This is a genomic window from Bifidobacterium subtile, from assembly GCF_000741775.1.
GTDB classification, from domain to species: Bacteria; Actinomycetota; Actinomycetes; order Actinomycetales; family Bifidobacteriaceae; genus Bifidobacterium; species Bifidobacterium subtile.
This window is the reverse complement of record NZ_JGZR01000022.1, coordinates 1-1866: the sequence shown is the minus strand read 5'-3', so window position 1 is coordinate 1866 and position 1866 is coordinate 1. Positions and strand designations below refer to the sequence as shown.

3 protein-coding genes and 1 pseudogene are annotated in these 1866 nt (G+C 56.8%); 3 read left to right on the top strand and 1 reads right to left on the bottom strand.

All coding sequences use genetic code 11. The features are described 5' to 3' along the window. The 3 genes from BISU_RS11240 to BISU_RS11235 all read left to right on the top strand — a co-directional run. Positions 1-281: IS3 family transposase (locus BISU_RS11240; RefSeq protein ID WP_034533146.1), on the top strand; the 281-nt coding region annotated here is incomplete at its 5' end. A 334-nt stretch (positions 282-615) separates the two neighbouring features. Then, positions 616-792 (top strand): YHS domain-containing protein, encoded by a 177-nt coding sequence (locus tag BISU_RS12320; RefSeq protein ID WP_081672864.1) that lies wholly within the window; start codon positions 616-618, stop codon positions 790-792. A 180-nt stretch (positions 793-972) separates the two neighbouring features. Then, positions 973-1335, top strand: a complete 363-nt coding sequence (locus BISU_RS11235) for a YccF domain-containing protein (protein ID WP_024464711.1) — start codon at positions 973-975, stop codon at positions 1333-1335. A 172-nt stretch (positions 1336-1507) separates the two neighbouring features. Here the strand turns inward: BISU_RS11235 and BISU_RS11230 are convergent. Next, positions 1508-1866: pseudogene (locus tag BISU_RS11230) on the bottom strand (transposase); the annotation flags it as partial.

Below are 1866 nucleotides of genomic sequence, written 5' to 3'. Positions count from 1 at the left end.
ACTATCGGTGGCCCGGATGGATCCGCATCTGCGAGGAGAACGGCCTGGTCCGTTCGATGAGCGCGAAGGGCTGCAGCCCGGACAACGCGGCCGCCGAGGGGTTCTTCGGCAGGCTCAAGAACGAGTTCTTCTACAAGCGGGACTGGAGTGGCGTGGGCTACGAGGAGTTCCGCGAACGCTTATCCGCCTACCTGACCCATTACAATGAAACCAGGATCAAGAAGTCACTGGGCTGGATGAGCCCCGTGCAATACCGCAGAAGCCTTGGACTGGCCGCCTGACCGTCCAAAAAAACATCCGCACCCCCAATATCAATCTTTATATCGATGATGTTCATAGACAGATTCGTGTATAGTTGGGGCATCAACTGAGATTGATTGAGCGATCGTCGACAGCGTAACCAAATATAAATAATCTTGTATTCATATACATTTTACAGAGCAACACGCACTGTAATGTCGAGTGGCTCGGGCGACTCGGGTTGCCGAGCAAAATGAAAAGCAAGCCCAACAAAATACGCGCCGACGTTTAGAGTGGAGCGCACGGGCATATCGCCCGTCCGGCGGCGCGCATAACGGTGCCGCGCGGTATGGCAAATGTGGAAGGAAGAGTCATATGGCTGAGACAACGAAAACCGTGTATTGCGCGGTGATGACGTCGGAGGAAGTCGATCCTCAGGAGGCGGAGTCCAAGGGTCTGTTCCGCGATTACGAAGGAAAGCGCTATTATTTCTGCTGCCCCGGCTGCCTACCCAAGTTCGACGCCGATCCGGCCAAGTACGCCATCGCCTGATTCGGGTGAATTGTTGAATTGCTGCGTGGCTTGCGCGGCGCTCTCAGCAGCAGCGACGCAGGCCACGCCGCCGGTTCTCGTCTGTTCCGCCCGTTTCTCCTGCTTCGTCCCTTTCATCCACTACGGTCGAATCAGAAGAAACGGCAAGACGGCCACCATATACCAGATAGGCGAAATATCATGCGGCTACTCGGCAACATCCTGTGGATCATCCTGGGCGGGCTGGTGCTCGCAGCGTCGTGGGCGGTCGTCGGGCTGATTCTGTGCGTCACCATCATCGGCATCCCGCTGGGGGTTCAGGCCTTCAAGATGGCAGGTCTCACGCTCACGCCCTTCGGCAAGCATGTGGAATACAACGGCGGCACTGGGTCGCTGCTGCTGAACATCATCTGGATCATTCTCGTCGGATGGTGGCTTGCCATTGGCTATGTGGCGGCCAGCGTCGCAAACATGATCACGATTATCGGCATACCGTTCGGCATCCAGTCCTTCAAAATGGCCAAACTCGCGCTCATGCCCTTCGGCGCGACGGTCGTCGGGTAGCGTGTTGATATTTGAGGTATTGGGGACTCACACTTTTAGCTCGTGCCCGAAAAAGTGTGAGTCAAACGAACAGTGGCCATATTAGCTTTATGCTGCAAGAATGTTGAAATTGCAACTTTTTCTATGCTAAAAAGCGAACACGCGTTGGGGGTGCGGATGTTTTTTTGGACGGTCAGGCGGCCAGTCCAAGGCTTCTGCGGTATTGCACGGGGCTCATCCAGCCCAGTGACTTCTTGATCCTGGTTTCATTGTAATGGGTCAGGTAGGCGGATAAGCGTTCGCGGAACTCCTCGTAGCCCACGCCACTCCAGTCCCGCTTGTAGAAGAACTCGTTCTTGAGCCTGCCGAAGAACCCCTCGGCGGCCGCGTTGTCCGGGCTGCAGCCCTTCGCGCTCATCGAACGGACCAGGCCGTTCTCCTCGCAGATGCGGATCCATCCGGGCCACCGATAGTGGCAGCCGCCGGTCGGAATGGATGATTGGACGCTCCCCGTCCTTGAGCGTGGCGACCGCGTCCAGGAGCATCCGGTCC

What these genes read in the sequence shown, in the direction of transcription:
- BISU_RS11235 (WP_024464711.1), top strand. Translation starts at nt 973, where the DNA reads ATGCGGCTACTCGGCAACATCCTGTGGATCATCCTGGGCGGGCTGGTG.
- BISU_RS12320 (WP_081672864.1), top strand. Translation starts at nt 616, where the DNA reads ATGGCTGAGACAACGAAAACCGTGTATTGCGCGGTGATGACGTCGGAG.